Source organism: Pseudomonas sp. G34 (assembly GCF_031119625.1).
GTDB lineage: Bacteria > Pseudomonadota > Gammaproteobacteria > Pseudomonadales > Pseudomonadaceae > Aquipseudomonas.
Genome location: NZ_JAVHZV010000007.1, coordinates 153,347 through 178,424 on the forward strand (window position 1 = coordinate 153,347; position 25,078 = coordinate 178,424).

Sequence of the window (25,078 nt, forward strand, 5' to 3'; positions counted from 1 at the left end):
AGCCGGTTCGCTGGTCTTGTTCCTGCATGGAATGTCATGCGCGCGCGTCATGATCACGGCGCCAGGCTGCATCAATCGCAAAGGGGAATGCCATGAAGTGGGTGGACAATAGCCGGAAACGGATGCACAAGGGTGCGAACTCGGTCGGTAATCTGTTCGTCGAGGGCTTCCATTACATGGGCCTGTTCGCCATCGGTGCAGCCACCGCCTGGGCATCGGTTGCCGCGTTCCTGGGCATGGTGGACAAGGGCACTGCCAGCGTGGACGACATTCTGTTGCTGTTCATCTACCTGGAGCTGGGGGCGATGGTCGGCATCTACTTCAAGACCAACCATCTGCCGATCCGCTTTCTGCTGTACATCGCCATTACCGCGCTGACCCGCTACCTGATCGGCGACGTGTCCCACCACAAGGCGCCGGACATCGGCCTGCTGTACCTGTGTGGCGGGATCTTCTTCCTGGCACTCTCGGTGCTGGCGGTGCGTTTCGCGTCGTACAAGTTCCCGTCCAGCAAGGCCATCGATTCCTCCGGCGAAGTGGTCGGCGACAATTACAGCGAGCGCTGAAGGCGTTCAGGGCCTGTTGAAAAGGCCCTAGTCGGCCAGCGGCGCGAACAGCGCCTGCAGGTCGTCTTCGCTGAGCTGCCAGCTGCTCTGGCTGCCGCCTTCTTCGAGCAGGCCGTGGGCCAGGTTGGCCTTGGCCTGCTGCAGTTGCTGGATCTTTTCTTCCACGCTGCCGCGAGCGATCAGCTTGTAGACGAACACCGGTTTGTCCTGGCCGATCCGGTAGGCGCGGTCGCTGGCCTGGGCTTCGGCTGCCGGGTTCCACCAGGGGTCGAAGTGGATCACCGTGTCGGCGGCTGTCAGGTTCAGCCCGGAGCCGCCGGCCTTGAGGCTGATCAGAAACACCGGAAACTGCCCGGCCTGGAATTGCTCCACGGGCGTGCGCCGGTCGCGGGTGCTGCCGGTGAGCTTGGCGTAGCCGATGCTGCGCGCCTGCAGCTCGCTTTCGATCAGTGCCAGCATCGAGGTGAACTGGGAGAACAGCAGCACCCGGCGGCCTTCGCCGATCAGTGCCTCGAGCATGTCGAGCAGGCTGCTGAGCTTGCCGGAATCATGGCTGGTCAGTTCGGCCGGTGTATCGTCGAGCAGGCGCAGGTCGCAGCACACCTGACGCAAGCGCAGCAGCGCTTCGAGGATCACGATCTGGCTGCGCGCCAGGCCCTGGCGGGTGATTTCCTCGCGCACCTTGCGATCCATCGCCAGGCGCAGGATTTCGTAGCGGTCGCGCTGTGCCGGCGTCAGTTCCACCCACTGGGTGATTTCGGTCTTGGGCGGCAGTTCGCGGGCCACCTGTTCTTTCTTGCGGCGCAGCACGAACGGCTTGATACGCCCGCGCAGGTGCGCCAGGCGCTGCTCGCTGGCGTGCTTTTCGATGGGCGTGCGGTAGTCGCGGGTGAAGCGCTTGGCATCGCCGAGCCAGCCCGGCATCAGGAAGTTGAACAGCGACCACAGTTCGCCCAGGTTGTTTTCCAGCGGCGTACCGCTCAGGCACAGGCGCTGGCCAGCGTTGATCTGGCCGGCGGCGAGGGCGGCCTTGCTGCGTGGATTCTTGATGCTCTGCGCTTCGTCGAGAATCAGCAGGTGGAAGCGCTGCGCGGTCAGTGCCTTGAGGTCGCGTGGCAGCAGGGCATAGGTGGTGAGCACGATATCGTGCTCGGCGATCAGCTTGAACCCGCTGCGCCGCTTGCTGCCATGCAGGGCGAGCACCTTGAGGGTCGGTGCGAAACGCGCCGCTTCGTCCTGCCAGTTGGGAATCAGGCTGGTGGGCATGACGATCAGGGCCGGCTGCTGCAGGCGCCCGTTCTGCTTCTCCAGCAGGATGTGCGCCAGGGTCTGCAGGGTCTTGCCCAGGCCCATGTCGTCGGCCAGCACACCGCCGACCTCCAACTCACCGAGCGCCTGCATCCAGCCGAGGCCCTGTAGCTGGTAAGGGCGCAGCTGCGCGTTCAGGTCGTCGGGGGCGCGCACGTCTTGTTGCGTGGTGTGTTGCAGGCGGCGGGCGAACTCGCGCAGTTCGATGCCGCCGTGCCAGTTCAAGGCCGGGCCCTGTTGCAGGGTATTCAGGCGCGCGGCATCGGCGCGCGCCAGGCGCACTCGGGTGCCGATCTCTTCGGCCTCACCGATAAACAATTCACCGAGCGCCGCCAGCAGTGGCTTGAGCCGCGCATAGGGCAGGGCCACGCGGCGCTGGCTGTGCGGCAGGCTGACCAGCAGCAGCTCTTCGTCCTGGCGCTGGGCCAGGGCGTCGCCGGAGAGCAGCCAAGGCGAACGGCGGATGGCTTGCAGCAATACCGGCAGCAGGCTGATGCGCTGCCCCTCGACCTCGATGCCCAGCTCCAGGTCGAACCAGCCCTGTTCGGGCGCCTCGTCGACATCGGCGTACCAGTCGTCGATCTCGGCCAGGTTGTAGTGGAAGTCGGGCTGGATCTCGACCTGCCAGCCTTCCTCGCGCAGGGCCGGCACCTGCTGCTGCATGAAGCTCAGCCAGGCGGCATCGCCCTGCAGCTCGAAATGCTCGCCCGGGTGCTGGGCCAGGGCTTCGCTCTGGCGCAGGGCGGTGCGCAGGCCGCCTGCTTCCAGGCGACGGCGCAGCTCGGCCTCGCGCGTGGCGTCGCGGGTGACGCGCAGTTGGCGGTTCGCGCCGAGGCGAATCAGCAGGTCCTTGGCGGTCTTGCCGAAGGCCGTGTGGCCCTGGTAGTCGAAGGCCAGGGCGGCGCGGTGCTGGGTCTGCTCGAGCATGCGCCCCTTGCGCGCATCGAAATGCACCCGCACGTGGCTGCCCAGGGTCAGCACCGGCTGCGGGTGCACGTCGTCGAGAACGGTTTCCTCCACCGGTTTTTCGCTGACGATCAGCGTGCCCAGGTCATCGCCGGCGCGCTGGCGTGCCTCGAGGGTAAGCAGGGCGGCCACCACGTGCTTGCAGTTGAACCCCACCGGACAACTGCAATGGCCGGTGACGCCCCAGCCCTTGCCGTAGGCGTGCAGGGTGATGCGCTGCTGGTAGGGGCGCTCGCCGCTGCCCAGGCAACTGGCGAGCAGGCTGTGGTCCTTGAGGCTGAGCAAACGGCTCAGGCCGCGTTTGGCGTAGTCCTGGCCACGGCGCAGCGCGCCTTCATCGAAGTCGCCGCGCCAGTCGGCCTGCTGCAGGTGCAGGATGTCAGGCATCGGGCGGGCTCTGTGGGGCTGGGGCGAGGTTCGGCATGGCACTGTGAAAACGATGGCAAGCCGCCGATGGTCTCACAGCTTGCCGGGCAATGGCAGCACCTGGCGGCTCAGGCGCGTTCGGGCGTTTCGGTCTTGATGGCGCCGCGAATGTTCATCGCACCCAGGCACAGTTGCAGCACGATCAGCGCGTAGGCGTGGCTGTAGAGCCCCCAGGCGATCCATAGCAGGTTGCTGGCCATGAACACCCAGAAGCCCAGGTTACGGCGGCGGCGCTGCTTGGAGGCGACCAGCCAGGCGGCGATGACGGTGATCAGCATGGCTGGCCATTGCAGCCAGTCGAGGTATTCCATAAGGCATCCAGAAACTGAGGTGACCTCATTAGCGACCGGTGCAATAGCGCGTGCGTTCGACCTTTCAGACCGGGGTGTTTTCGCGCTGCGTCTGCTCGGCATGCATCTCGGCGTCGGCCATGCCCAACAGCTCGCTGGCGGTGGTGCCGTCCTCCGGGGCGATGGCGATACCGATGCTGATGCCCACCTGCAAGGCCTGCCCGTCGAAGGCGATGGGCTCGCCCAGCTCGTCCTCGATGCGTTGCCCGAGGCGAATGGCCGTCGCCCGGTCGAGCCCCGGCAGCAGGGCGGCGAATTTGTCGCTGCCCAGGCGCGCCGGCATGTCGATGCTGCGCAGCAGGCCCCGTAGCCGGCGGGCACTGACCCTGAGCACTTCATCACCTGCGGCGTGGCCGAAGCGGTCGTTGAGCTGCCTGAAGTGATCCAGGTCGATCATCATCAGCGCGAACGACGCCGTGCGTTTGTTGGCCAGGGCACTGGCGACGCTGTGATCGAACACCCGGCGGTTCGGCAATTCGGTCAGCGGATCCTGGTGGGCCGGGGTGTTCGATGGCCGCAGCAGCTGCCGGCCGATCAGCAGCACCACCAGCGCCGACAGCCCCAGGCTGGCCAGCAGCAGGTAGCGCTGGAGAGCCTCGATCGGCTCATGGGCGGCCATGTTCCGGCTCAGCGACTTGCCGGCGATCAGCAGCACTTCGCTGGCCTGCTGGGTATTGAAGTTGCTCAGCGCCACGGAGCGCATCAGGTACTCGTCGTGCTCGCCCTGCAGTGTCCACTCGGCGCCATCGACCAGCGCCGCCGGGTTGCCCAGCAGGCGCTCGAAGCTGCTGTTGAGGGTATTGCCGTGCAGCTGCCAGGCGCCGTTCTGCCCCCGGGACAGGAACACCCAATCGGTATCGGTGACCTGCTTGAGGGCTTGCGCCAGTTCATCGTCGATGGCAAAGCCCAGGGTCAGCTCGGCCTCGGGCGTGGGCATGCTCACCACGCTGTGGATGAGCTGGTAGAGCACGCCGCTCTGGCTGAGCAGCAGGCTGACCGGCGGCGCCTCGGGCTTGCTGGACTGGGCGGCGGCCTTGAGCAGCGGAGTGATGTCGGCCTGCTGCAGCTCTCTGGGTACGCTGGCGATCAACTGGCGGTCGAGGGTGTTGAGCAGGACGATATCGGCGTCCAGGCGTTTGCCATGGTTGGCCAGTATCGACTCGATGGTCGCGCGCTCGCCGGCGGCGATGGCTTCCTTGAGGGCGTAGTCGGCGGCCAGTACGGCGGCGCCCTGGGTCAGTTGCCGCTGGCGCAGTTCGAGCAGCGCCTCGACCACCTGGGAGCTGGTCTGCAGGTTGTTGCTGAGGGTGTCCTCGACGATGCTGCGGTTGGAGCGGGTGCTGACCAGGTAGATGACCACCTGCACGCTCAGCAGCGCCACGAGCAGCAACAGGATGATGCCTCGCTCCTGGGTCTTGATGTGCCGGCTGCTTCTCATCGAGGTTCCAAACGGTTTGCTGTTATCGAGTGTAGAGCCGCGTTTTGCCGGCAAGTGCCAGCTGATCAGGGCGTGCGCTTGAAGATGCGCTCCGAGAACAGCATCTGCGCCAGCAACGGATAGCTCAGGTAGTGCAGGATGAAGATCAGCACCCCCATGGGGCTGGGCTCGTCCTGCAGGGTCATCAGGGTCAGCAGCCCGGCATACAGCACCGCGAGCATGCCGGCATACAGCCCCACCAGGCGGCGCCGTTCACCCCGGGTGGGCGGGCGGCGCTGTTGCCAGGCGAACAGCAGTGCCATCAGGGCCGCGATGCTGGCGGCGATCACCAGGGTGGCCAGCACGCCGCCGAGCTTGACGAAGCTGCGCAGCAGCACATTGAGCACCACGGCCGCCACCACGCCGATGAGGGCGTAGCGCAGCATGGCGACGGGCTGATGGGAAGGCGGCATGGCGACGGGGCTCGGCGGTGGCGATGAAGCTTGGAGTCTCGCCCGAGGCGCCGGGTTCTACAAGCGTCGATCCAGGCCGAAGCGGCGGCTCAGCACGCGGTCGAGCAGGGCGCCGGGCAGCAGCGCCGAGAGCAGCGGCAGGGCACGGCTGCCATTGCCCAGGCGCAGCACCCGCGGGCGCTTGGCGCTGGCCACCGCAGCGTGCACCTGGCGCGCGACGTGGCTGGCCGGGGTCGGGTTGTCCTGGGAGGCGATGGCGCGGGCGCGGATGCCGTCACGCATCGGCCACCAGGGCGAATGCTCGCCGATCAACTGCTCGGCCTGGCGACTGGCGTGGGTGCCGAAGCTGGATTCGATGGCGCCCGGCTGCACCTCCATCACCCCCACCCCGAAGGGTGCGAGTTCCAGCCGCAGGGCGTCGCTCAAGGCATGCACCGCGGCCTTGGAGGCGCAGTAGGCGCCTGCGAACGGGGTTACCAGCACCGCGGAAACACTGCCGATATTGATCACCAGGCCCTTGTTCTGGCGCAGCAGCGGAAACAGCGCGCGGGTCACGTTGACCAGGGCGAACACGTTGGTCTCGAACTGCTTGCGCAGCACCGCCGCGCCGCCATCGAGCAGCGGGCCCATGGCGCCGTAGCCGGCATTGTTGATCAACACGTCGAGCCCGCCGCTGCGCGCCTTGAGCGTGCTGGCCAACTGTTCGACCGCGGCGCCGTCGTTGACATCCAGCTGCACGGCATTGAACCCGGCCTCGCTCAGGCGCGCCACGTCCTCGCTCTTGCGGGCGCTTGCCCAAACCTCGTAACCCTGCTGGGCGAAGGTATCGGCCAGTGCCCGGCCAATGCCACTGGAGCAGCCGGTGATCAGAACCCTGGGTTGGCTCATGGGTAATCCTTGTGATTGTTGTTGTTATGGATATCTAGCGACTGAAGGTGCCTTGCAATTGCTCGGCACGAAATTCCAGGGTGTTGGGGCGATAGCCGCTACGCAGGGTAGGCAGCGGCAGGCAGGTCTGCCAGTCGGCACCGGGCAGCAGCTCACCGGGGGCGCTGTAACGCGGCGCCTCGAACAGGCGCTGCGCCAGGTTGACGCTGTCGCCCGGCCGGTAGGCGGCAACCTGCCAGCGCAGCTCCTGCAGGGCCGCCTCGCTGCCGTTGTGCAGCTGCAGGTCCAGTGGGCGGTCGGCGGGGCAGCGTTCGGGGGCGTAACTCAGGCGCAGCTCGAGGTGGGCCAGGTTGCGATTTTCGCGGCTTTCCTGCCACAGCACCCAGCTCGCCACCAGGCCCAGCCCGATCAGCGCCGCCAGGGAAATGGGCAGGGCCTTGGCCGGGTAGCGGATCAGCAGGATGAACCAGCTGAGTACCAGAATCGCGCCGAAAATCATGGCTGGACCTTGAACGTCGAGTGTCCGCCAATCCTACACAAGGCCGATGGGCTCGGCACGCGCCCAGGGGTTGGCGGATGTTTCAACTAGTGGCCGTTGCCGTTTCTCGGCGCAACGTGGCTCGCGCTGAACCGGGAGCAGACCCAAGACTCACTCCGGGGCGTGGTCGCGCAGGAACACCAGCTTGTCGGCGCTCGAGTCCTTGGCCGAGAAGCGGTAGCCCTGAGCGTCGAAATCCTTGAGCTGCTGCGGGTCCGTCACGCGTTCCCTGATCACGTGGCGGGCCATCAGGCCGCGGGCCTTCTTGGCGTAGAAGCTGATGATCTTGTACTGGCGGTTCTTCAGGTCCTTGAACTCGGTATCGATGACCCGGGCCTTGAGCACCTTGCGTTTGACCGCCCCGAAGTATTCGTTGGATGCCAGGTTGAGCAGCACGTCATCGCCCTGAGCCTGCAGCGCCTGGTTCAGCCACTCGCTGATGTGCTCGCCCCAGAAGGCATACAGATCCTTGCCGCGGGCGTTGGCCAGCTTGGTGCCCATCTCCAGGCGGTAGGGCATCATCAGGTCCAGCGGGCGCAGCAGGCCATACAGGCCGGAGAGCATGCGCAGGTGCTGCTGGGCGAAGTCGAAATCAGCTTCGCTGAAGCTTTGCGCGTCCAGGCCGGTGTACACGTCACCCTTGAATGCCAGCAGCGCCTGCTTGGCGTTTTGGGCGGTGAACTCAGGCGTCCAGCTGCCGAAGCGCGCGGCATTGAGACCGGCGAGTTTGTCGGACAGGTGCATCAGCTCGGCGATCTGCGCCGGCGAGAAGTCACGCAGCTGGGCGACCAGCTCCTGGGCGTGGTCGAGAAACTCGGGTTGGGTGAAGCGCGAGGTCACCGGCGCGGTGTCGTAATCGAGGGTCTTGGCGGGTGAAATCACCATCAGCATGAGTCGTCTCCTTCGGCGGAGCGGCGATTCTAGCCGATTCGGCAGCACCAGCGGGCGGCTGGGAAGGGGGCCGGACTTATGACTCTAGTGCCCGGCGAGTGCCGCTGCCAAGGTCATTCGTCCAACCGACAAATAAAAATAAAAAAACTGAAAAGATCATTTGCCTGTCACATTTTTTGGAGTATCAACGAACTGTGGTTTGCGGCGAACCGAGCATGCACAGCGGCCCGCGCAACCCACGCTTTGAAAGACCGCCGAACCCTGCAGACAGGTGGCGGCCCTCGGCCCTCATCCGTTTGCACCTCCCCTCACCGGGGAGTCGGTGGCCCTGTGTGGCGGAGCGCCGTCCCGGCATTCCGTCGCTGGATCCGACAAAAGGTGACGAGTATGGATGACCACGGACGCATCAAGCCCACCGCCCCAACCTTGTATGCCCTCGACACCAATGTCCTGATTCACGATCCCAACGCGCTGCTCAATTTCCAGGAACACCACGTCGCCATTCCCATGACGGTGCTGGAGGAACTCGACAAACTGAAAACCGGCAAGCAGGGCGTCGCTGCCGAATGCCGGCAGGCCATTCGCCTGATCGACAAGATTCTCGACGGCGCCACGCCCGAGGAGGTCGAGCACGGCGTGCCGATCCAGCGGGAGAAGAGCGGCCCCTGCGGCTTCCTGTCGATTCTCATGAGCAAGAGCGCGGCGCCGGTCACCTGGCTGCCCGAAGACCTCAACGACAACAAGATCATCAACCAGCTGGTGGAGCTCAAGGCGCGTCGCCCGGGCACTTCCGTGGTGCTGGTGACCAAGGACATCAACATGCGCCTGAAGGCGCGTGGCTGCGGGCTGGATTCCGAGGATTACCATACCGACCAACTGGTCGACGACATCTCGCTGCTGTCCAAGGGTTACCACAACGTCGATGGCGCCTTCTGGGATCGCGTCGCCAAGGTCGATACCCGCCAGGGCCACGGCCGCACCTGGCACCGCGTGCAGCTCAGCGAGGAGCTGCCGGCGGTCAACGTCAACGAATTCATCATCGACGAGCAGGGCTTCGTCGGCTGGGTCAAGGAGGTGGAGGGCAACGAGCTGCTGATTCTCGACCTGCACCAGGAGCCGCTGCTGCACCAGGAAGCCTGGGGGCTCAAGCCGCGGGACATCCACCAGGCGCTGGCGCTCTATGCGCTGCTCGACCCGGACATCCACCTGGTCAACCTGACCGGCGCGGCCGGTTCGGGCAAGACCATCCTGGCACTGGCCGCCGCCATCGAGCAGACCATGGTCAGCAAGCGCTATCGGCGCATCATCGCCACCCGTAGCGTGCAGGGGCTGGACCAGGAGATCGGCTTTCTGCCCGGCACCGAGGCCGAGAAAATGGAGCCCTGGCTGGGCGCCATCACCGATAACCTCGAAGCCCTGCACATGGACGACGAGAACACTCACGGCAGCGTCGACTACATCCTGCAAAAGGTGCCGTTGCAGTTCAAATCCCTGAACTACATCCGTGGCCGCAGCTTCCAGCAGAGCCTGATCCTCATCGACGAATGCCAGAACCTCACCCCGCACCAGATGAAGACCATCATCACCCGTGCCGGCGCCGGCTCCAAGGTGATCTGCCTGGGCAACCTGGCGCAGATCGATACGCCCTATCTGTCGGCACCCAGCTCGGGCCTGACCTACCTCACCGAGCGCTTCAAGGGCTTCGAGCACGGTGTGCATATCACCCTGCAAGGCGTGCCGCGCTCGATCCTCGCCGAGTACGCCGAAAGCCACATGTAAACCCTCGCCCCGGAGCCGCCTGGCGGCTCCGGGCCCTCATTGCGGCGCCCGTGGTTTGCAGGTAGCGGTGCGCGGCCTACAATCGCCAGGTTTTCTACTTGGAGATTGCCCGTGTTGACCCATCTCGACTCCCAGGGGCGCGCCAATATGGTCGACGTCAGCGACAAGGCGCAGACCGTGCGTGAAGCCGTGGCCGAAGCCCGGGTGCGCATGCAGCCCAGCACCTTGCAGATGATCGTCGACGGCGAGCACCCCAAGGGCGATGTCTTCGCCGTGGCGCGTATCGCCGGCATCCAGGCTGCGAAAAAGACCTCCGACCTGATTCCGCTCTGTCATCCGCTGATGCTCACCAGCGTCAAGGTCGAGCTGCAGGCCGATGGTGAAGACGCCGTGCTGATTCGCGCGCGCTGCAAGCTCACCGGCCAGACCGGCGTGGAAATGGAGGCGCTGACCGCCGCCAGTGTCGCGGCGCTGACCATTTACGACATGTGCAAGGCGGTGGATCGCGGCATGCTCATCGAGCAGGTGCGCCTGCTGGAAAAGCTCGGCGGCAAGAGCGGCCACTTCCTGGCGGGCGAGGGCGAGCGATGATCCGCGTGCAGTACTTTGCCCGTTATCGCGAAACCCTGGGCCTGGATGCCGAAGAGCTACAAGCCGGCTTCGCCACCCTCGACGAGCTGCGCCTGCACCTGCTGGCCCGCGGCGGTGCCTGGGAGGTGCTCGCCGAGCGTGGCCTGATGTGCGCCCGCAACGAAGAGCTCTGCACCTTGAGCGAGCCGTTGGCCGATGGCGACGCGGTGGCGTTCTTCCCCACGGTTACCGGAGGCTGAGATGGGGATTCGCGTCCAGCAGGCCATCTTCGATCCGGGGCTGGAGACCAACACCGTGCACGCCGCCAACACCGGCGTCGGGGCGGTGGCGTGCTTCGTCGGCTATGTACGCGACTTCAATGACGGCCAGGACGTGGCGGGAATGTTCCTCGAGCACTTTCCGGGCATGACCGAAAAGGCCCTGGCCGGCATCGAGGCCCAGGCCCGCCAGCGCTGGCCGCTGCTTGGCGTCGAGGTGATTCACCGGGTCGGGCCCCTGGAGCCCGGCGAGCCGATCGTTTTCGTCGGCGTGGCCAGCGCCCACCGCCAGGCGGCCTTCCAAGCCTGCGAGTTCATCATGGACTACCTGAAAACCCGCGCACCGTTCTGGAAAAAGGAAGACACCGCAAGCGGCCCGCGCTGGGTCGAGGGCCGCGCAAGCGATCAGGCATCCGCCAGGCGTTGGCAGGCCGACGACTGAAAGCGTTTCAGCTGAACTCGATGAACACCTTGAAGAACAGCGGGGCGAACATCGACAGTGCGCCCAGCCCGGTCAGCCAGATGCCCCATTCCTGTTCGCGGTTGTTGAAGCCGATACCCAGCAGCAGAAAGCCGCTGATCAGCAGCATGATCATGATGTGGAAAGCGTCCATGGCCAAGCCTCCTCGGAAGTGTCGCGTGCCAGGAGCTGCGCCGCTGCTTCGGCATGCCGAGGCAGCGGCGGCCTACACCTTGAGCTTAGTCGAGGCGGCGGCTGGTGGCACTGATCCAGAACAATTCGCGGGATCAATGATGGCCTGCCATACCGGTCGCCCAGGGCGCGGCGAAAGCACGCGGCGGCGGCCGGTCCGCCGATTTTGTTCGCGGTTGCGGCCGGGCGCGATTAAAATCGCCGTCTGAATTCTCCTGCTACCCAAGGATCCTGTTATGCCCCGTATCGGAACCCCCCTGTCGCCCAGCGCGACCCGTGTGTTGCTGTGTGGCTCGGGCGAGCTCGGCAAGGAAGTGGTCATCGAGCTGCAGCGCCTCGGCGTCGAAGTGATCGCCGTCGATCGCTACGCCAATGCCCCGGCCATGCAGGTGGCGCATCGCAGCCACGTGATCAACATGCTCGACGGCGCCGCGCTGCGTGCGGTGATCGAGCAGGAGAAGCCGCACTACATCGTGCCGGAGATCGAAGCGATCGCCACCGCCACCCTGGTCGAACTGGAGAACGAAGGCTACACGGTGATCCCCAGCGCCCGCGCCGCGCAGCTGACCATGAACCGCGAAGGCATCCGCCGCCTGGCCGCCGAAGAGCTCGGCCTGCCGACTTCGCCCTACAAGTTCGCCGACTCCTTCGAGGAGTTCCAGGCGGCAGTGGGCGCCATTGGCTTCCCGTGCGTGGTCAAGCCGATCATGAGTTCCTCGGGCAAGGGCCAATCGGTGCTCAAGGGCGCCGATGACGTGCACAAAGCCTGGGATTACGCCCAGGCTGGCGGTCGTGCCGGCAAGGGCCGGGTGATCGTCGAGGGTTTCATCGACTTCGATTACGAAATCACCCTGCTGACCGTGCGTCACGTCGGCGGCACCACCTTCTGCGCGCCGGTTGGTCATCGCCAGGAGAAGGGCGACTACCAGGAATCCTGGCAGCCCCAGGCGATGAGCCCGGCGGCGCGTGCCGAGGCCGAGCGTATCGCCCTGGCCGTTACCGGCTCGCTCGGTGGTCGCGGCCTGTTCGGCGTCGAGCTGTTCGTCAAGGGTGATCAGGTGTGGTTCTGCGAAATCTCGCCGCGCCCCCATGACACCGGCCTGGTGACCCTGATCTCCCAGGACCTGTCCGAATTCGCCCTGCATGCACGCGCCATCCTCGGCCTGCCGATTCCGGCGATCCGCCAGTTCGGCCCGTCCGCTTCGGCGGTGATCCTGGTCGAAGGCGAATCCCGGCAGGTCAGCTTCGGCAGCCTGGGCGCCGCGCTCACCGAGCCGGATACCGCGCTGCGCCTGTTCGGCAAGCCGGAAGTCAGCGGTCAGCGGCGCATGGGCGTGGCCCTGGCGCGCGACGAGTCGCTGGAGGCAGCGCGCGCCAAGGCGCTGCGCTCGGCGCAAGCGGTCAAGGTCGAACTGTAAGCGGTCGGCGCGGGCGCTGGCCCGCGCCTGTTAGCTGGCCTGGCGGAGGGTAGGGGCGGTGCAAGGCCGCCCCTTGCCGCTGTCAGTCTTCCAGGCCATCGGGCGCCTGGTTTTCCGGCAGGTCACTGGCCTTCCAGATGCGCACGCTCTTCACCCTGTTTTCCGACGACTGCAGAATTTCCAGGCGATAGACGCCCAGCTGCAGGCATACCGCGCTTTCCGGAATGCTTTCCATGGCTTCGGTGATCAGGCCGTTGAGGGTCTTGGGGCCGTCGACGGGCAAATGCCAGCCCAGCGCCTTGTTGATTTCACGCACGTAGGCCGCGCCGTCGATCACCTGGGTACCGTCTTCCTGGTTCTGGATCTCGAGGCTGCGCGCGGTGTCCTGTGCATTGAAGTCGCCGACGATCTCTTCGAGGATGTCTTCCAGGGTGACCACGCCAAGCACGTCGCCGTATTCGTCGACGACCATGCCGATGCGCAGCTTCTGCTTCTGAAAGTTGAACAGCTGGGTCGACAGCGGCGTGCTTTCCGGGATGAAGTAGGGCTCGCTGCAGGCACCGAGCAGCGACTCCAGGGTGAGTTGGCCATGGGTCAGCAACTGAGTGAGTTCGCGCATATGCACGATGCCTTCGACCTGATTGATGTCCTGCCTGAACACCGGCAGGCGGGTGTGGGTGGTGGTGCGCAGTTGCTCGACGATGGACACCAGGTCGTCCTGCAGGTTGATGCCGACCACCTCGTTGCGCGGAATCATGATGTCGTTGACCGTGACCCGTTCCAGATCGAGGATGCCCAGCAGCATGCTCTGCCGGCTCTTGGGCAATTCGTGGCCGGCTTCACGCACCACGCTGCGCAATTCTTCGGTGGTCAAGGCGTCATCGTTCTTCGTGGCCGGGTCGACGCCGAGCAGGCGCAGCAGGCCATTGCTGATCCAGCCAAGCGAGATCACCAGCGGATAGAACAGCTTGAGCAGCACCTGCAGCGGCAGGCTGGCCGGGTAGGCGATCTTTTCGGGGTGCAGTGCGGCCAGGGTTTTAGGGGTGATTTCGCCAAAGATCAGCAAGGCAACGGTCAGGCCGATAGTGGCAATGGCGATGCCCGCTTCACCATAGAGCTTGATGGCCAGCACGGTGGCGATCGACGACGCGAGGATATTGACGAAGTTGTTGCCGATCAGGATGGTGCCCAGCAACCGGTCGGGACGGCTGAGCAGCTTGCTGACACGCTTGGCACCGCGATGCCCCTCTTTGGCCTTGTGGCGTAAGCGGTAGCGGTTGAGGCTGAGAATGCCGGTCTCGGAGCTGGAAAAGAAAGCCGAACAGGCCAGCAGCAAGACCAGCAGGCCAATCAAGAGGCCAGGATGTACGTCGTCCACGGAATGTATTGAGGCCTGGGTCAGATATGCAGAATGAATTCGCGAACCAGCTTGCTGCCGAAGTAGGCCAGCATCAGCAGGCAGAACCCGGCCAGCGTCCAGCGAATCGCCTTGTGTCCACGCCAGCCCAGTTGGTGGCGGCCCCACAGCAGCACCGCGAACACTATCCAGGCGAAGCATGACAGGATGGTCTTGTGCACCAGGTGCTGGGTGAACAGGTTGTCGATGAAGATCGCCCCGGACAGCAGCGACAGCGACAGCAGCGCCCAGCCGCACCACAGGAAACCGAACAGCAGGCTTTCCATGGTCTGCAGGGGCGGGAAATTGCGAATCAGCCCGGACGGATGCTTGTGCTTGAGTTGATGATCCTGCACCAGCAGCAGCAGTGACTGGAACATGGCGATGGTCAACATGCCGTAGGCCATGATCGACAGCAGGATGTGGGCGAGGATGCCGGGGCCTTCTTCGAGCGGCTGGGTGGTGCCGCTGGGCATGAATTGCGCGCACAGCACCGTCAGGCCGCCGAGGGGGAAGAGAAACAGCAGCAGGTTGTCCACCGGCATCTGCCGGCAGGCCAGCAGGATCAGCGCTATCACCGTGAAGGCGATCAGGCTGGCGGTGTTGAAGAAGTCCAGATTCAGCCCGGCGCTGTCATGCATCTGCATGAACAGGCTGCCGCCGTGGAACAGCAGGGCAACCGCGCCGACCAGCAGCAAAACGGTTTTGCTGGGCGCGCTGCGGCGGGCCAGATGCAGGCCTTGGTAAGCGGCGGCGCCAAAATAAAGGACGGCTGCGACGAGACTGGGCAACAGAGGGTGCATAGATCCTGGATGACGAGAGCCTGAAAGGCGCCGAGTGTGGCACACAACGGGGGGCGCAAAAAGACTGCAGGTGGTATCCGGTCTCACTAGGGGCTGTTGATGCTTCACGCACGGCAACGCGGCTCGCGTTGAAACGTCAACAGACCCTAGGTCACAGGGGCGCCGACAAACAAGCCTCGAAAGCCGGCCAGTCTTGGTTATAATCCGCAGTTTGCTGCCAGCCCATCCCGGCCCGACGGCCCGAAAGGAACGCGCATGTTCGAAAACTTAACCGATCGCCTCTCGCAGACCCTGCGCAGCGTCACTGGCAAGGCCAAGCTGACCGAGGACAATATCAAGGACACCCTGCGCGAAGTGCGCATGGCGTTGCTCGAGGCCGACGTGGCGCTGCCCGTGGTCAAGGATTTCGTCGCCCGCGTCAAGGATCGCGCGGTTGGCACCGAAGTATCGAAAAGCCTGACGCCTGGCCAGGCGTTCGTGAAGATCGTGCGCCTGGAGCTGGAAAGCCTCATGGGCGCGGCCAACGAAGACCTCGACCTGAGCACCACGCCGCCGGCGGTGGTGTTGATGGCCGGTCTGCAGGGCGCGGGCAAGACCACCACCGTCGGCAAGCTGGCGCGCCTGCTCAAGGAACGCAAGAAGAAGAGCGTGATGGTGGTGTCCGCGGACGTCTACCGTCCGGCGGCGATCAAGCAGCTGGAAACCCTGGCGGGCGACATCGGCGTGACCTTCTTCCCGTCCGATATCACCCAGAAGCCGGTGGCCATCGCCGAAGCGGCGATTCGCGAAGCCAAGCTCAAGTTCATCGACGTGGTACTGGTCGACACCGCCGGTCGCCTGGCCATCGACGCCGAGATGATGGCCGAGATCCAGGCCCTGCACGCGGCGGTCAAGCCGGTGGAAACCCTGTTCGTGGTCGACGCCATGACCGGTCAGGACGCCGCCAACACCGCCAAGGCCTTCAACGATGCGCTGCCGCTCACCGGTGTGGTGCTCACCAAGGTCGACGGCGACGCCCGTGGCGGTGCCGCGCTGTCGGTACGCGCCATCACCGGCAAGCCGATCAAGTTCATCGGCATGGGCGAGAAGAGTGAAGCGCTCGAGCCCTTCCACCCCGAGCGGATCGCCTCGCGTATCCTCGGCATGGGCGACGTGCTCAGTCTGATCGAGCAGGCCGAGCAGACCCTCGACCGCGACAAGGCCGAGAAGCTCACCAAGAAGCTCAAGAAGGGCAAGGGCTTCGACCTCGAAGACTTCCGCGACCAGCTCGTGCAGATGAAGAGCATGGGCGGCCTTGGCGGCCTGATGGACAAGCTGCCGCAGATGGGTGGCGTCAACCTGGCGCAGATGGGCGGCGCCCAGGGTGCGGCCGAGAAGCAGTTCAAGCAGATGGAAGCGATCATCAACTCGATGACCCCGGCCGAACGCCGTGACCCTGATATCATCAGCGGTTCGCGCAAGCGCCGTATCGCCATGGGCTCCGGCACCCAGGTGCAGGACATCGGCAGGCTGATCAAGCAGCACAAGCAGATGCAGAAGATGATGAAGAAATTCAGCGCCAAAGGCGGCATGGCCAAGATGATGCGCGGCATGGGCAGCATGATGCCGGGCGGCGGCATGCCGAAGTTCTGAAGCCTCTGCACGGGCCTATCGACGGCCGGCGGAAAAAGAGATTTGCAAACAGCCGCATAATCCTTAGAATATGCGGCCTTTCGGGCCTAGGCCCATTTTTGATGTGTGCCTCAAGTTAGCACCGACTACAGGAACGATGTTCACATGGTAACTATTCGTCTCGCTCGTGGCGGCTCCAAAAAGCGCCCCTTCTACCACCTCACCGTGACCAACAGCCGCAATGCGCGCGACGGTCGCTTCGTAGAGCGCATCGGTTTCTTCAATCCGATCGCCTCGGGTGCTGAAGTCAAGCTGTCCGTCAATCAAGAGCGCGCTACCTACTGGCTGGGCCAGGGTGCCCAGCCGTCTGAGCGCGTTGCTCAGCTGCTGAAAGAAGCTGCCAAGGCTGCCGCCTAAGCACTTTATGAGCACGACGCCCGCTCCCGCCGAGGACTTGATGGTCCTTGGCAAGATTGTCTCGGTGCATGGCGTCAAAGGTGAGGTGAAGGTGTTTTCCTTTACCGACCCCGTGGATAACGTGCTCGATTACCCTCGCTGGACGCTACGGCGCGATGGCGAGGTGAAGCAGGTTGAACTGGCTGGTGGACGCTTGCAGGGCAAGGTTCTGGTCGCCAGGCTGAAAGGGCTCGATGATCGTGAAGTGGCGCGTACCTACGCGGGCTTCGAGATCTGCGTTCCCCGCAGCCAGCTACCGGAGCTGGAAGACGGCGAGTACTACTGGTATCAGCTGGAAGGTCTGAAGGTCATCGATCAGGCGGGGCAATTGCTCGGCAAGGTCGATCATCTGTTCGAGACCGGTGCCAATGACGTGATGGTGGTCAAGCCCTGCGCTGACAGCCTCGATGATCGTGAGCGCCTGCTGCCGTATACGCAGCAGTGTGTGTTGTCGATCAACCTCGAGGCTGGCGAAATGCAGGTCGACTGGGATGCGGATTTCTAAGCGCCATGCCTAGCTTGCGCGTCGATGTCATTACGCTGTTCCCGGAAATGTTCGCCGCCATCGGCGATTACGGCATTACCAGCCGTGCGGTGAGGCAGGAGCTGTTGCAGCTGACCTGCTGGAACCCACGCAGTTACACCACGGATCGTCATCACACCGTTGACGACCGCCCCTTCGGTGGTGGTCCTGGCATGGTGATGAAGATCAAGCCGCTTGAAGATGCCTTGGCCGATGCCAGGCAGGCCGGCGGCGGCCAGGCGAAGGTGATCTACCTTTCGCCGCAGGGCCGCCCGCTGACCCAGGCGGCGGTACGCGAGCTGGCGAAGGAGGAGCGTTTGATCCTTATCGCCGGCCGCTACGAAGGCGTCGACGAGCGTTTCATCGAAACGCACGTCGACGAGGAATGGTCGATCGGCGACTACGTCCTGTCCGGCGGTGAGCTGCCGGCCATGGTGCTGATCGATGCGGTAACGCGCCTTTTGCCTGGTGCATTGGGTCATGCAGATTCGGCCGAGGAAGACTCCTTCACGGATGGCTTGCTCGACTGCCCGCACTACACCCGTCCGGAGGTGTATGCGGATAAGCGTGTTCCGGAGGTGCTGCTTGGCGGCAACCACGAACACATCCGGCGCTGGCGTTTGCAGCAGTCCCTGGGACGCACCTGGGAACGCCGTGTCGATCTTCTGGATAGCCGCTCGCTTTCTGGAGAAGAGAAAAAGCTGCTGGAGGAATACATCCGCCAGCGGGACGATAACTAATATCGATGGCCGGCCTGAAGGCCCGTCTTAGGAGCGCAGCATGACCAACAAGATCATTCAGCAGATCGAAGCTGAGCAGATGAGCAAAGAGATCCCGACCTTTGCCCCGGGCGACACCGTAATCGTCCAGGTAAAAGTAAAGGAAGGTGACCGTCAGCGTCTGCAGGCGTTCGAAGGCGTGGTAATCGCCAAGCGTAACCGCGGTCTGAACAGCGCCTTCACTGTGCGCAAGATCTCCAGCGGTGTTGGCGTTGAGCGTACTTTCCAGACTTACAGCCCGCTGGTCGACAGCCTGGCAGTCAAGCGTCGTGGTGACGTTCGCAAAGCCAAGCTGTACTACCTGCGCGACCTGTCCGGCAAGGCAGCACGCATCAAGGAAAAACTGGTTTAAGCCAGCTTTCCCCACGAAAAAAGCAGCCTCGGCTGCTTTTTTCGTTTCTGGGGTTTGGTGTATTGGTATCAGGTGTCGGTTCGTCGTTTCGCGCTCCCACAAGTCAAGCTCGCGAGCACCTGCACCACGACTATCTACCTGAAACAGGGCTGATCCCATGTCCGCTGTCGACCATCCGCTGATCGAGCGTTTCATCGAGGCCCTGTGGCTGGAGAAGGGGCTTTCCGCCCATACCCAGTCGGCTTATCGCAGTGACCTGGCGTTGCTCAATGGCTGGCTGCAGGCGCGTGGGGTCGAGTTGCAATCGGTCGGCCGCGAGGTGCTGCTCGATCACCTGGCCTGGCGCATGAACGAAGGCTACAAGGCGCGCTCCACGGCGCGGCTGATTTCCGGCATGCGCGGCTTCTACCGCTTCCTGTTGCGTGAGGGAGTGATCGATAGCGACCCGACGCTGCAGGTGGACATGCCGCAACTAGGCCGGCCGCTGCCCAAGTCGCTGTCCGAGGCCGATGTCGAAGCGCTGCTGGCTGCCCCTGACCTGGGCGACCCGATTGGTTTGCGCGACCGCGCCATGCTCGAGGTGCTGTATGCCTGCGGCCTGCGGGTCAGCGAACTGATCGGCCTGACCCTCGAGCAGGTCAACCTGCGCCAGGGCGTGCTGCGGGTGTTCGGCAAGGGCAGCAAGGAGCGCCTGGTGCCGATGGGCGAGGAGGCCATCGGCTGGGTCGAGCGTTACTGCCGCGAGGCGCGGCCTGCGCTGTTGGCGGGGCGGCCGGCGGACGTGCTGTTTCCCAGCCTGCGGGGCGAGCAGATGACCCGGCAGACCTTCTGGCACCGTATCAAGCACCAGGCCAGGGTGGCGGGGATCGCCAAGTCGCTGTCGCCGCATACCTTGCGGCACGCCTTCGCCACCCATCTGCTCAACCATGGTGCGGATCTGCGCGTGGTGCAGATGCTGCTCGGCCACAGCGATTTGTCCACCACGCAGATCTACACCCATGTCGCGCGCGCTCGCTTGCAGGCGCTGCATGCGCAGCATCACCCGCGGGGCTGAATTGGCCGGCGCCGGTTCACGCTTTGCGTCTGTCGCCCGCAGTCGCGGGCCCTGGTTATGGTAGTCTTCGCTCTTCCCTTGTCACCCCGTCGCTCGATAGGAGTAACCATGCGTGTGACCCGCATTTTCGCGGCCATGGCCCTTGGTCTGGTCAGTACTCTCGGCCACGCTGCCGACCCGGATCAGGCGATCCGCAAGAACCTGCTGTCGATCCAGCCGGATCTGCCGATCGAGGCCATCGCCGAAAGCCCGATGCCCGGCGTCTACCAGGTCCAGCTCAAGGGCGGTCGCCAGCTGTACGCCAGCGCCGACGGGCAGTTCGTCATGCAGGGCTACCTGTTCCAGTTCAAGGACGGCCAGGCCATCAACCTCACCGAGGCTGAAGAAGGCAAGGCCATCGCCAAGCAGATCAACGCCATTCCTGCCAAGGACATGGTGGTGTTCGCGCCCAAGGAGCCAAAGACCCATATCACCGTATTCACCGACACCGATTGCGGCTACTGCCAGAAGCTGCACAGCGAAGTGGCCGAGCTGAACAAGGCGGGTGTCGAGGTGCGCTATCTGGCCTTCCCACGTCAGGGTATGGGCAGCAAGGGTGCCAAGGATCTGGCCAGCGTCTGGTGCTCGAAGGATCGCCAGGCGGCGATGAATCAGGCCAAGTCCCGCGAGGCGGTGCCTGCGGCCACCTGCGACAATCCGGTTGCCCAGCAATATCAGCTGGGGCAGATGATCGGCGTCAATGGCACGCCAGCGATCATCCTGGAAAACGGCAAGATGATCCCCGGCTATCAGCCGGCGGCGCAGCTGGCAAAACTGGCCCTGGAGGCCAAGTGATCCGGCTTGATTGACTATCAGACAGCCGCTTCGTAATGTGCGGCTCTTTTCCACGGCCGGCGCCCGCGTCGGCCGTTTTATGCAGTGCAGTTGGGAGTCTAGTGTGAATCCGGTCAAAGTAGGCATCTGTGGGCTGGGTACCGTCGGTGGCGGTACCGTGAATGTGCTCAAGCGCAACGCCGAGGAAATCGCGCGTCGTGCCGGGCGTGGCATCGAGGTGGCGCAGATTGCCACCCGTACACCCAAGCCCCAGTACCAGTCGACCGGCATTACCATGACCGACGATGTGTTCGCGGTGGCCAGCAACCCCGAGATCGATATCGTCGTCGAGCTCATCGGTGGCTACAGCGTCGCCCGCGAGCTGGTGCTCAAGGCCATCGACAATGGCAAGCACGTGGTCACCGCCAACAAGGCGCTGATCGCCGTGCACGGCAACGAGATCTTCGCCCGCGCCCGCGAGAAGGGCGTGATCGTCGCGTTCGAGGCGGCGGTCGCTGGCGGCATTCCGGTGATCAAGGCGATCCGTGAGGGCCTGTCGGCCAACCGTATCAACTGGCTGGCCGGGATCATCAACGGCACCGGCAACTTCATTCTCAGCGAGATGCGCGAGAAGGGCCGTACCTTCGAGGACGTGCTGGCCGAAGCCCAGGCCCTGGGTTACGCCGAAGCCGACCCGACCTTCGACGTCGAAGGCATCGACGCGGCCCACAAGCTGACCATCCTGGCGTCCATCGCCTTTGGCATTCCGCTGCAGTTCGACAAGGCCTACACCGAAGGCATCACCAAGCTGACCACCGCCGACGTCAACTACGCCGAGGCGCTGGGCTACCGCATCAAGCACCTGGGCGTGGCGCGCCGTACCGAGGCTGGCATCGAGCTGCGCGTGCACCCGACGCTGATCCCGGCCGACCGCCTGATCGCCAACGTCAACGGCGTGATGAACGCGGTGATGGTCAATGGCGACGCCGCTGGCAGCACGCTGTTCTACGGCGCCGGTGCCGGCATGGAAGCGACCGCCTCGGCCGTGGTCGCCGACCTGGTCGACGTGGTGCGGGCACTGACCACCGACCCGACCAACCGCGTGCCGCACCTGGCCTTCCAGCCGGATTCGCTGTCCGATCATCCGATTCTGCCGATCACCGATTGCGAGAGTGCCTACTACCTGCGCATTCAGGCCAAGGATCGTCCTGGCGTGCTGGCCCAGGTGGCGAGCATCCTGTCGGAGCGCGGCATCAACATCGAATCGATCATGCAGAAGGAAGTCGAGGAGCAGGACGGCCTGGTGCCGATGATCCTGGTCACTCATCGCGTTGCCGAGCAGCACATGAACGACGCCATCTCTGCCCTGGAAGCGCTGGCCGACGTCGTCGGCAACGTGGTGCGCATCCGCGTCGAACAACTCAGCTAATTTCGTCGCGCGCCGCGACTCGCTCGCGGCGTGGCGCCCCAGACCGAAGGTTTGCAGACCATGCGCTATATCAGCACCCGCGGCCAGGCACCGGCCCTGAATTTCGAAGACGTCCTGCTGGCTGGCCTGGCCACCGATGGCGGCCTTTACGTGCCGGAAAACCTGCCACGCTTCACCCAGGAGGAGATCGCTTCCTGGGCCGGCCTGCCGTATCACGAGCTGGCCTTCCGGGTGATGCGCCCGTTCGTCACCGGCAGCATCCCGGATGCCGATTTCAAGCAGATTCTCGAAGACACCTACGGCGTGTTCGAGCACTCGGCCGTGGCGCCGCTGCGCCAGCTCAACGGCAACGAGTGGGTGCTCGAACTGTTCCATGGCCCGACCCTGGCGTTCAAGGATTTCGCCCTGCAGCTGCTCGGCCGCCTGCTCGACTACGTGCTGGCCAAGCGCAACGAGCGCGTGGTGATCATGGGCGCCACCAGTGGCGACACCGGCTCGGCGGCCATCGAGGGCTGCAAGGCCTGCGACAACGTCGACATCTTCATCATGCACCCGCACAACCGTGTGTCGGAGGTGCAGCGCCGGCAGATGACCACCATCCTCGGCGACAACATCCATAACATCGCCATCGAGGGCAACTTCGATGACTGCCAGGAGATGGTCAAGGCCAGCTTCGCCGACCAGGGCTTCCTCAAGGGCACGCGCCTGGTGGCGGTCAACTCGATCAACTGGGCGCGGATCATGGCCCAGATCGTCTACTACTTCCACGCCGCCCTGCAGCTCGGCGGGCCGGCGCGTTCGGTGGCGTTCTCGGTGCCGACCGGCAACTTCGGCGACATCTTCGCCGGTTACCTGGCACGCAACATGGGCCTGCCGGTCAGCCAACTGATCGTCGCCACCAACCGCAACGACATCCTGCACCGCTTCATGAGCGGCAACCAGTACGCCAAGGGCGAGCTGTATCCGACCCTGACGCCGTCGATGGACATCATGGTGTCGTCGAACTTCGAGCGCCTGCTGTTCGACCTGCATGGTCGCAACGGCCCGTCGATCGCCGCGTTGATGACCGAATTCCGCCAGACCGGTGGTTTCACTGTCGAAGACGACCGCTGGACCGAGGCCCGCAAGCTGTTCGATTCCCTCGCGGTGAGCGACGAGCAGACCTGCCAGACCATCGCCGAGGTGTACGCCGCTACCGGCGAGCTGCTCGACCCGCATACCGCCATCGGCGTGCGGGCTGGCCGTGAATGCCGGCGCAGCCTGAGCGTGCCGATGGTGGTGCTGGGCACCGCCCATCCGGTCAAGTTCCCGGAGGCCATCGAGAAGTCGGCTGTGAACCTGTCGCCAGCCCTGCCGGCGCACCTGGCCGATCTGTTCGAACGTGACGAGCGCTGCACCGTGCTGGCCAATGACCTGGCGACCGTGCAGCAATTCGTGGCCGCCCACGGCAACCGCGGCAAGCCGCTGTAAGCGCTAGCGCTGCAGCTCGAAAGGCCGGCCGCCGTGAGGGGCCGGCCTTTCTTGTTTTCAAGGGGGCTATCAGCTGGCTCCTGTGGGAGCGGGCCATGCCCGCGATTCGCGCCTATGGCGCGCTCTCGCATCATTAATCACCTTCATCTGGTGAGGGCACAAGGTGGGCTTTAGCTCGCTAATCCATCACGGCGCTTTTGCCTCAAGGCTCTACCGCCGATTGACCGCCGCCACCGGCGCCTGCTTGCACAGGCGCTTGTCCAGTTGCCCGACATAGGGGTTGCCCCAGCCCATCACGCAACCGACCAGTTGGTTGCGCTGGCGCTCCCAGTGTTCGGCCGGGTAGGTCTTGTTCCAGGCGTTGAACAGTTGGCGGTTCTGCTTGGACAGGCGCAGTTGGTAGCGGTCGCTCATGTACAGGTAGGTGCGGGCGATCATGCCGCGCACCTGCTGGCGGGGCATGACCTTGCGGGCCTTGAAGTCGACCACCGTGGGGCAGGCGCCATACTGGCTGGGCTTTTGCGGCAGCCAGCCGAAGTCGTAGTTGCTGCGGTCGCCATTGACCTCGCCAATCGCCGGCACCAGGTTGTGCAGGTCAGCCTCGGCGCGGCGGTAAACGCTGTCGTTCTTGCTGCAGTTCTTACGCCCGCCGTGCTGCCAGCATTGGCGTTGATGACCGATCTGCCAGGCTGGGACGATATGCTCCCATTCGATGCGTGCGGCGCGGTTGGCATTCTTGCGTGGCGTGTAGCCGCAGCTTTTCAGGTCGACGCGGTTGCCCTTGAAGCTGCAGCCGCAATAGAACTCCACCGACTGGCGCTCGTAGAGGGTCCAGCCGATCTTCTTGGCCTGGCTGAAGCTTTGCGGTGGGGCGGCCTGCAGCGAGGTGCAGAGGGTGAGGCACAGGAGTGCGAGAAGGCGGCGAAACGGCATGCGGCTTTCCTGAAAAAGTGGCGCATCATACCGGCTCGTTGCGGTTTGCCAAGGCTGGCCCATTGATGGCGTCTATCTAGGGGCTGTTGCCGTTTCGTTCACGGCTGGCGATCGAGCGGCGGCAGGCCAGCGCTGCCAATCCGCGTTGTCTGCGACGCAGTTGGCGAACGGCCGGCGTTTTCTGGGCTAGAGTTGCCCGGCTGATTCCCTCCGCAACGGCTGCCGGCACCTGGCAGAATGACCGCAAGCAGATTCCCTGATTAAATTACATGTGATGTATTGAGTTATCACATGTGATGTTCTAGTCTGCCTTCATGGAAAACAAATCATCTGCGCATTACCAGCGTCTTTTCCGTCAGCGCCTGCGTGAGCAGGGGCTGGTGAAGAAGGAGGTGTGGATTCTGCCCGAGCACGCCCAGCGGCTCTCGGCGTTCGAAAGGAAACTGCGCCAGCCCCAGCCGGAGCTGGCTTCAATGGAGGAGGGGGTGAGCATGCCTCAGGTTTGGACTGCACAAACGTTGTTCGAGGCGCTGTCGGCGACAGAGCCGTTTGCCGATGGTCGCGCGGCGGTCGAGCTGATCCAGGGTGCCGACGCCAGTCTGCACGTGACCATGAAGGAATACGGCGATCTGCCGCTGTTCATCGCCGTGTTCGGCGATCAGATCGTGGTCGAGGCGCTGCTCTGGCCTGCCAGCGATGTGCGCGACACCGCGGCCTTCAACGAAGAAGTGCTGCGCAGCCACAAGCTGTTCCCGCTGTCCTGCGTGGGGCTCGAAACCCTGCCGGACGGCCAGGCCTGCTACACCATGTTCGGTGCGCTCAGCGCCTCGTCGATCCTGCCCAACGTGGTGCTGGAGATCGAAACGCTGGCGGACAACGTGATCAAGGCCACCGAAGCCTACGAAGACTTCCTCAAGGCCCGTGCATAAGGAGACATGC

27 protein-coding genes are annotated in these 25,078 nt (G+C 64.3%); 16 read left to right on the plus strand and 11 right to left on the minus strand.

From position 1 onward, the window contains the following. The first annotated feature begins 92 nt into the window (after positions 1–92). On the plus strand, positions 93–566 hold the full coding sequence (locus QYS36_RS04395) for a phosphate-starvation-inducible PsiE family protein (protein WP_308838338.1): 474 nt from the start codon (positions 93–95) through the stop codon (positions 564–566). Positions 567–593: 27 nt separating this feature from the next. Here the strand turns inward: QYS36_RS04395 and QYS36_RS04400 are convergent, their stop codons facing one another. From QYS36_RS04400 to yaaA, 7 genes are all read right to left on the minus strand, one after another. Further along, positions 594–3,227: a DEAD/DEAH box helicase gene (locus tag QYS36_RS04400; protein ID WP_308838339.1), complete on the minus strand. Its 2,634-nt coding sequence runs from the start codon at positions 3,225–3,227 to the stop codon at positions 594–596. Positions 3,228–3,334: 107 nt separating this feature from the next. Continuing rightward, the gene (locus QYS36_RS04405) at positions 3,335–3,577 is read right to left on the minus strand and encodes a hypothetical protein (protein WP_308838340.1); all 243 of its coding nucleotides are present in this window, start codon (positions 3,575–3,577) and stop codon (positions 3,335–3,337) included. 64 nt (positions 3,578–3,641) lie between these two features. Then, on the minus strand, positions 3,642–5,054 hold the full coding sequence (locus QYS36_RS04410; RefSeq protein ID WP_308838341.1) for a GGDEF domain-containing protein: 1,413 nt from the start codon (positions 5,052–5,054) through the stop codon (positions 3,642–3,644). Between the two features lie 65 nt (positions 5,055–5,119). Further along, a complete protein-coding gene (locus QYS36_RS04415) occupies positions 5,120–5,506 on the minus strand; it encodes an ABZJ_00895 family protein (RefSeq protein WP_308838342.1) in 387 nt (128 codons plus the stop codon). A 57-nt stretch (positions 5,507–5,563) separates the two neighbouring features. Beyond that, entirely contained in the window at positions 5,564–6,394 is an 831-nt protein-coding gene (locus QYS36_RS04420; RefSeq protein ID WP_308838343.1) for an SDR family oxidoreductase, read from the minus strand. Positions 6,395–6,428: 34 nt separating this feature from the next. Next, positions 6,429–6,893 carry a multidrug transporter gene (locus QYS36_RS04425; protein WP_308838344.1) on the minus strand — a complete coding sequence of 155 codons (465 nt, stop codon included), beginning with the start codon at positions 6,891–6,893 and terminating at the stop codon, positions 6,429–6,431. Positions 6,894–7,043: 150 nt separating this feature from the next. Then, entirely contained in the window at positions 7,044–7,823 is a 780-nt protein-coding gene (yaaA, locus tag QYS36_RS04430) for a peroxide stress protein YaaA (protein ID WP_308838345.1), read from the minus strand. 387 nt (positions 7,824–8,210) lie between these two features. Here yaaA and QYS36_RS04435 point away from each other — a divergent pair, with 387 nt between their 5' ends. The 4 genes from QYS36_RS04435 (at position 8,211) to moaE (ending at position 10,892) form a co-directional block, all read left to right on the plus strand. After that, entirely contained in the window at positions 8,211–9,602 is a 1,392-nt protein-coding gene (locus QYS36_RS04435; protein WP_308838346.1) for a PhoH family protein, read from the plus strand. 111 nt (positions 9,603–9,713) lie between these two features. Then, positions 9,714–10,193: a cyclic pyranopterin monophosphate synthase MoaC gene (moaC, locus tag QYS36_RS04440; protein ID WP_308838347.1), complete on the plus strand. Its 480-nt coding sequence runs from the start codon at positions 9,714–9,716 to the stop codon at positions 10,191–10,193. Continuing rightward, positions 10,190–10,432, plus strand: coding sequence for a MoaD/ThiS family protein (locus QYS36_RS04445; RefSeq protein ID WP_308838348.1), 243 nt, complete (start codon positions 10,190–10,192; stop codon positions 10,430–10,432). Before moaC ends, QYS36_RS04445 begins: the two co-directional genes overlap by 4 nt. 1 nt (position 10,433) lies before the next feature. Beyond that, positions 10,434–10,892, plus strand: coding sequence for a molybdopterin synthase catalytic subunit MoaE (moaE, locus tag QYS36_RS04450; RefSeq protein WP_308838349.1), 459 nt, complete (start codon positions 10,434–10,436; stop codon positions 10,890–10,892). A gap of 7 nt (positions 10,893–10,899) precedes the next feature. On the opposite strand, the gene QYS36_RS04455 is transcribed toward moaE, so the two are convergent. Beyond that, positions 10,900–11,064 (minus strand): hypothetical protein, encoded by a 165-nt coding sequence (locus tag QYS36_RS04455; RefSeq protein WP_308838350.1) that lies wholly within the window; start codon positions 11,062–11,064, stop codon positions 10,900–10,902. A 274-nt stretch (positions 11,065–11,338) separates the two neighbouring features. Between QYS36_RS04455 and purT the strand changes: the two genes are divergently transcribed. Continuing rightward, on the plus strand, positions 11,339–12,520 hold the full coding sequence (gene purT / locus QYS36_RS04460) for a formate-dependent phosphoribosylglycinamide formyltransferase (RefSeq protein WP_308838351.1): 1,182 nt from the start codon (positions 11,339–11,341) through the stop codon (positions 12,518–12,520). An 82-nt stretch (positions 12,521–12,602) separates the two neighbouring features. Here purT and QYS36_RS04465 read toward each other — a convergent pair whose 3' ends face one another. Then, positions 12,603–13,898 carry an HlyC/CorC family transporter gene (locus QYS36_RS04465; protein ID WP_308838352.1) on the minus strand — a complete coding sequence of 432 codons (1,296 nt, stop codon included), beginning with the start codon at positions 13,896–13,898 and terminating at the stop codon, positions 12,603–12,605. A 20-nt stretch (positions 13,899–13,918) separates the two neighbouring features. Continuing rightward, positions 13,919–14,719 carry a cytochrome c biogenesis protein CcsA gene (locus QYS36_RS04470; RefSeq protein ID WP_308838353.1) on the minus strand — a complete coding sequence of 267 codons (801 nt, stop codon included), beginning with the start codon at positions 14,717–14,719 and terminating at the stop codon, positions 13,919–13,921. A gap of 255 nt (positions 14,720–14,974) precedes the next feature. Between QYS36_RS04470 and ffh the strand changes: the two genes are divergently transcribed. The 9 genes from ffh to thrC all read left to right on the plus strand — a co-directional run bounded on the left by ffh (position 14,975) and on the right by thrC (position 23,206). Beyond that, positions 14,975–16,351, plus strand: coding sequence for a signal recognition particle protein (ffh, locus tag QYS36_RS04475; protein WP_308838354.1), 1,377 nt, complete (start codon positions 14,975–14,977; stop codon positions 16,349–16,351). A gap of 144 nt (positions 16,352–16,495) precedes the next feature. Continuing rightward, a complete protein-coding gene (gene rpsP / locus QYS36_RS04480; RefSeq protein WP_084306325.1) occupies positions 16,496–16,747 on the plus strand; it encodes a 30S ribosomal protein S16 in 252 nt (83 codons plus the stop codon). A 7-nt stretch (positions 16,748–16,754) separates the two neighbouring features. Beyond that, positions 16,755–17,291 carry a ribosome maturation factor RimM gene (gene rimM / locus QYS36_RS04485; RefSeq protein WP_308838355.1) on the plus strand — a complete coding sequence of 179 codons (537 nt, stop codon included), beginning with the start codon at positions 16,755–16,757 and terminating at the stop codon, positions 17,289–17,291. 5 nt (positions 17,292–17,296) lie between these two features. Next, a complete protein-coding gene (gene trmD, locus QYS36_RS04490) occupies positions 17,297–18,049 on the plus strand; it encodes a tRNA (guanosine(37)-N1)-methyltransferase TrmD (RefSeq protein ID WP_308838356.1) in 753 nt (250 codons plus the stop codon). A gap of 40 nt (positions 18,050–18,089) precedes the next feature. Then, the gene (rplS, locus tag QYS36_RS04495; protein ID WP_074882600.1) at positions 18,090–18,440 is read left to right on the plus strand and encodes a 50S ribosomal protein L19; all 351 of its coding nucleotides are present in this window, start codon (positions 18,090–18,092) and stop codon (positions 18,438–18,440) included. A 157-nt stretch (positions 18,441–18,597) separates the two neighbouring features. Next, positions 18,598–19,494 (plus strand): site-specific tyrosine recombinase XerD, encoded by an 897-nt coding sequence (gene xerD / locus QYS36_RS04500; protein ID WP_308838357.1) that lies wholly within the window; start codon positions 18,598–18,600, stop codon positions 19,492–19,494. 108 nt (positions 19,495–19,602) lie between these two features. After that, positions 19,603–20,328 carry a DsbC family protein gene (locus QYS36_RS04505; protein WP_308838358.1) on the plus strand — a complete coding sequence of 242 codons (726 nt, stop codon included), beginning with the start codon at positions 19,603–19,605 and terminating at the stop codon, positions 20,326–20,328. Between the two features lie 103 nt (positions 20,329–20,431). Continuing rightward, the gene (locus tag QYS36_RS04510; RefSeq protein ID WP_308838359.1) at positions 20,432–21,736 is read left to right on the plus strand and encodes a homoserine dehydrogenase; all 1,305 of its coding nucleotides are present in this window, start codon (positions 20,432–20,434) and stop codon (positions 21,734–21,736) included. Between the two features lie 60 nt (positions 21,737–21,796). Then, positions 21,797–23,206 (plus strand): threonine synthase, encoded by a 1,410-nt coding sequence (gene thrC / locus QYS36_RS04515; protein WP_308838360.1) that lies wholly within the window; start codon positions 21,797–21,799, stop codon positions 23,204–23,206. A 210-nt stretch (positions 23,207–23,416) separates the two neighbouring features. On the opposite strand, the gene QYS36_RS04520 is transcribed toward thrC, so the two are convergent. Further along, the gene (locus QYS36_RS04520; protein ID WP_308838361.1) at positions 23,417–24,139 is read right to left on the minus strand and encodes an endonuclease I family protein; all 723 of its coding nucleotides are present in this window, start codon (positions 24,137–24,139) and stop codon (positions 23,417–23,419) included. A 314-nt stretch (positions 24,140–24,453) separates the two neighbouring features. Between QYS36_RS04520 and QYS36_RS04525 the strand changes: the two genes are divergently transcribed. Then, positions 24,454–25,068, plus strand: a complete 615-nt coding sequence (locus QYS36_RS04525; protein ID WP_308838362.1) for a YjfI family protein — start codon at positions 24,454–24,456, stop codon at positions 25,066–25,068. Positions 25,069–25,078: the final 10 nt, after the last annotated feature.

Coding starts and splice junctions, on each gene's coding strand:
- QYS36_RS04520 (WP_308838361.1), bottom strand. CDS start 24,139: ATGCCGTTTCGCCGCCTTCTCGCACTCCTGTGCCTCACCCTCTGCACC.
- QYS36_RS04505 (WP_308838358.1), top strand. CDS start 19,603: ATGCGTGTGACCCGCATTTTCGCGGCCATGGCCCTTGGTCTGGTCAGT.
- rplS (WP_074882600.1), top strand. CDS start 18,090: ATGACCAACAAGATCATTCAGCAGATCGAAGCTGAGCAGATGAGCAAA.
- QYS36_RS04410 (WP_308838341.1), bottom strand. CDS start 5,054: ATGAGAAGCAGCCGGCACATCAAGACCCAGGAGCGAGGCATCATCCTG.
- QYS36_RS04455 (WP_308838350.1), bottom strand. CDS start 11,064: ATGGACGCTTTCCACATCATGATCATGCTGCTGATCAGCGGCTTTCTG.
- QYS36_RS04470 (WP_308838353.1), bottom strand. CDS start 14,719: ATGCACCCTCTGTTGCCCAGTCTCGTCGCAGCCGTCCTTTATTTTGGC.
- rimM (WP_308838355.1), top strand. CDS start 16,755: ATGAGCACGACGCCCGCTCCCGCCGAGGACTTGATGGTCCTTGGCAAG.
- yaaA (WP_308838345.1), bottom strand. CDS start 7,823: ATGCTGATGGTGATTTCACCCGCCAAGACCCTCGATTACGACACCGCG.
- QYS36_RS04435 (WP_308838346.1), top strand. CDS start 8,211: ATGGATGACCACGGACGCATCAAGCCCACCGCCCCAACCTTGTATGCC.
- QYS36_RS04395 (WP_308838338.1), top strand. CDS start 93: ATGAAGTGGGTGGACAATAGCCGGAAACGGATGCACAAGGGTGCGAAC.
- ffh (WP_308838354.1), top strand. CDS start 14,975: ATGTTCGAAAACTTAACCGATCGCCTCTCGCAGACCCTGCGCAGCGTC.
- trmD (WP_308838356.1), top strand. CDS start 17,297: ATGCCTAGCTTGCGCGTCGATGTCATTACGCTGTTCCCGGAAATGTTC.
- QYS36_RS04525 (WP_308838362.1), top strand. CDS start 24,454: ATGGAAAACAAATCATCTGCGCATTACCAGCGTCTTTTCCGTCAGCGC.
- rpsP (WP_084306325.1), top strand. CDS start 16,496: ATGGTAACTATTCGTCTCGCTCGTGGCGGCTCCAAAAAGCGCCCCTTC.
- QYS36_RS04400 (WP_308838339.1), bottom strand. CDS start 3,227: ATGCCTGACATCCTGCACCTGCAGCAGGCCGACTGGCGCGGCGACTTC.
- QYS36_RS04420 (WP_308838343.1), bottom strand. CDS start 6,394: ATGAGCCAACCCAGGGTTCTGATCACCGGCTGCTCCAGTGGCATTGGC.
- purT (WP_308838351.1), top strand. CDS start 11,339: ATGCCCCGTATCGGAACCCCCCTGTCGCCCAGCGCGACCCGTGTGTTG.
- moaE (WP_308838349.1), top strand. CDS start 10,434: ATGGGGATTCGCGTCCAGCAGGCCATCTTCGATCCGGGGCTGGAGACC.
- QYS36_RS04445 (WP_308838348.1), top strand. CDS start 10,190: ATGATCCGCGTGCAGTACTTTGCCCGTTATCGCGAAACCCTGGGCCTG.
- QYS36_RS04415 (WP_308838342.1), bottom strand. CDS start 5,506: ATGCCGCCTTCCCATCAGCCCGTCGCCATGCTGCGCTACGCCCTCATC.
- xerD (WP_308838357.1), top strand. CDS start 18,598: ATGTCCGCTGTCGACCATCCGCTGATCGAGCGTTTCATCGAGGCCCTG.
- QYS36_RS04425 (WP_308838344.1), bottom strand. CDS start 6,893: ATGATTTTCGGCGCGATTCTGGTACTCAGCTGGTTCATCCTGCTGATC.
- QYS36_RS04405 (WP_308838340.1), bottom strand. CDS start 3,577: ATGGAATACCTCGACTGGCTGCAATGGCCAGCCATGCTGATCACCGTC.
- thrC (WP_308838360.1), top strand. CDS start 21,797: ATGCGCTATATCAGCACCCGCGGCCAGGCACCGGCCCTGAATTTCGAA.